The organism is Solidesulfovibrio aerotolerans (assembly GCF_009856865.1).
Taxonomy (GTDB): domain Bacteria; phylum Desulfobacterota; class Desulfovibrionia; order Desulfovibrionales; family Desulfovibrionaceae; genus Solidesulfovibrio; species Solidesulfovibrio aerotolerans.
The window spans coordinates 1-3,029 of the sequence record NZ_WVUD01000102.1; the positions used below are offsets into that span (position 1 = coordinate 1).

Here is a 3,029-nt window from a genome sequence, read left to right on the forward strand (position 1 = left end):
AGCAGCACCTCCAGGGCGGGAAGCGGCGTATTTGTGAACGAGTGGGGCAGTCTCAGGTAAGGCCTAATCCTTTTCACGGAAGACCGTCGCTCGGTTTCGGCCGGTGTCCTTGGAAGTGTACAGGGCGGCGTCAGCACGTTTGGACAGGTCGGCGATGCTCACGTCATTCTCCCGCATCGTGGCGATACCAATGCTGACCGTGGCCGAGACATTGCAGTTTCCTTGGTCGAAAACCGTTTCCGCTGTGGCGGCTATGATCCGTTGGGCTATGGTCAGAGCGTCGGCAATTTCTGTTTCGGGCAACAGGATGCCGAACTCCTCGCCGCCGAGTCGGCCGATGGTATCGCTTTGACGCAGGCAGACACAAATAATCCTGGCGAAGTCCTTAAGAACCACATCCCCCACGGCATGCCCGTAGCGGTCGTTGATATTCTTGAAGTGATCAATGTCCGCCATCAGGAAAGATAACGGAGTCCCATACCGTTTGCTGCGATAGAATTCCTCGTCGGCCCTGGCGAGGAAATGCCGCCTGTTGCAGACGCCGGTGAGGGGGTCGGTCGTGGCTAAGTGGAGCAGTTCCTGCTCGAGTTTCTTCTGCCGGTCTATGTCTTCAATCTGCGCGACTAATTGCAGCGGCCGGCCGTCGGTATCCGGGGCGGCTGAGACGCTCACCCTGCTCCAAATTGGGGTTCCATTTTTGACCACGTATCGCTTTTCCAGTCGATAGGATTTGACCCGGTTCTCGAGCAGAGCCTGGAGATGGCTACGTGAAGTGTCGAGGTCTTCTGGGTGCGTCAAATCTTGAAAGTTCATAGTTTCAAGTTCAGAAGCGCTGTAGCCAAACATGTCGCACAAGGAGGGGTTGACCTTGAGGAACCGCCCTTCCGGCGACACCAGGGCCATGCCGATAGGGGCATAGTTGAAGGCATTGGTGAATCTGGTTTCACTCTGCAGCAGGGCGTGTTCGGCTTCCATTCGCTCCGTGACAGGAATGTGAAAGACCACGGCTCCCTGGATATTACCGTCGATCATGAGCGGCGCGGCGTGCAATAGGAACCAGCGTTTTTCAGTCGGCGAGTGGCAGGGGTATTCGATTCTGAACTCCAGGAATTTGCCGCAAAGGACATCCCGCAGGCCAGTGGCTACCGCGGTGGATTCGCGCGAAGCTGGGCCGGTGGCGTGTTCGCAGACGGAGAGGTAATTGATGCCTTCCATGTTGCAGGTTTTGCCGCCGAAGTTTCGTAAAGAAAAGTCGGTCCAGGCCTTGTTGACGGCAACGATGGTGCCGTCGGTGTCCAGGATGACCGCATGCTCCATCAGGCTGTCGATCAGCTGCTTGAAGACTAAATACCCCTCATTGGCTTGTAATGTCGTCATGGTGCGCTGGAGCCGGCTTGAGGGCATTTGTTCTTTCCTTGCTGGGGATGAGAGGTGAAGAATTTAAGGAAAGTAGGGACATTTTCTTCGTCTGTAAACCTGTCGCCTCTCGCAATGTCCGCCGTTTCTCATCACAAAGCAGGTGTTATCCACCACTGCGGGACGGCGGTTGCTCGGCCGCCCACGGCCATGCTACCATGCGCAAGACCGTAACCACCAACAGGGCAAGGACAAACGGATGGAGATTCTCAGGCGCATATCGGCGTTTATTACGGAGATGGATTTCGCGGTGTTGAGCGCCATTTCACCTAGCGGACCCTGGACCTCGCTTATGTCCTATTTGCCTGGTTCGGACGGGCTGACGGTCTATCTGGCCATGTCCACGGGGTCTTATAAGGCGAAGCTCATGCTCGAAAACCCGAGAGTCGCACTGCTTATCGACAACCGCTGCCGTTACACCGACCCGAGCATGGTCACGGCCCTGAGCATTCACGGAACCGCCGAGTTCCTTGCAACCCATAGGGAGCGCGTGAAGATTTGTACGGCGTTCCTGGGCCATAGGCCACACTTGGCTGCGTTGCTCGAACGCCCCGATACCGGCATTGTGCGCGTAACGCCGAAAAGTTTCCAACTCTTAGATGGGGTGGACAAAGGGTATCTCATCAAGCAGGGGGAGTCTGGCTGGTACCACGAATGAGTGCGTCTTTTTCGGGACGCTTCCACCTCCGCACACCGGCTCAAGGTCGGCAATTTCGCAATGGTCCGCCGTTTTTCATCACCGAGCAGGTGGGAGTACAGGTCGACGGTCTTCTTGACGCTGGCATGGCCCATGAGCTTGTGCACTTCAGCGACATCAACGCCGGGCAGAAAACGGTGAATCGGGAGGTGCCCTGTGCAAATCTTCCAGATTAAACAAGTCCAAGTACTGCCTATGCCACTCGCCGAGGCGTGGACCTTTTTCTGCGATCCACGAAACCTGGGCGCGATCACCCCGGACTGGCTCTGCTTCGACATCCGCTCGGAAGTGCCGCCGTGCATGTACCCCGGCCTCATCATCGAGTACCGGATCAAGGCACTCGCCGGGTTGCCCATGACCTGGGTGACGGAGATCACCCATGTTGCCGCGCCGAACTACTTCGTGGACGAGCAGCGTTTCGGCCCGTACCGGTTCTGGCATCACCAGCACCATTTTCGAGAGGTGGACGAGGGCGTCGAGATGACCGATATCGTCCATTACGCCATGCCCTACGGCGTTCTCGGTCTTGCCATCCACAAACTGGTCGTCGCGGAAAGGCTGGAGCAGGTTTTTGCGTTTAGGCAGCAGAAGCTTGCCACGCTCTTCGGGTAGGTTTCAGAACAAAAATGGAGGGCCTTTCGGCCCTCCTTGTGTTAATATGGTCTCAGAACTTCACCTTTGGTGGCTTTAACTTAGGGAGAGCTCCTTAGTCTTCATAGCTCGGGCACGTGCTTCCTTTAATTAATGCCTTGATGAATGCGCGCAGACTCATCGCTGGTATGCATTTGTAGTCATTACTGTCCGGCTAAGAAAAGGCTTGACGCCTGAAAGCGACAACTGGTGCAAGCTCATGATGCCTTTCCACTTAGGCGATCAATTTTGAAAAAATGGCATAAATTGCCATGACATCAAGTTC

The 3,029-nt window shown here is 55.8% G+C and carries 3 protein-coding genes; 2 read left to right on the forward strand and 1 reads right to left on the reverse strand.

Going from position 1 to position 3,029, the window contains the following annotated elements:
- Positions 1–63 precede the first annotated feature (63 nt).
- Positions 64–1,404: a sensor domain-containing diguanylate cyclase gene (locus GTA51_RS20185; protein WP_160964280.1), complete on the reverse strand. Its 1,341-nt coding sequence runs from the start codon at positions 1,402–1,404 to the stop codon at positions 64–66.
- A gap of 211 nt (positions 1,405–1,615) precedes the next feature.
- On the opposite strand from GTA51_RS20185, the gene GTA51_RS20190 reads away from it, so the two are divergent.
- Positions 1,616–2,074, forward strand: coding sequence for a pyridoxamine 5'-phosphate oxidase family protein (locus GTA51_RS20190; protein WP_160964281.1), 459 nt, complete (start codon positions 1,616–1,618; stop codon positions 2,072–2,074).
- A 195-nt stretch (positions 2,075–2,269) separates the two neighbouring features.
- Entirely contained in the window at positions 2,270–2,725 is a 456-nt protein-coding gene (locus GTA51_RS20195; protein WP_160964282.1) for an SRPBCC family protein, read from the forward strand.
- Positions 2,726–3,029 lie beyond the last annotated feature (304 nt).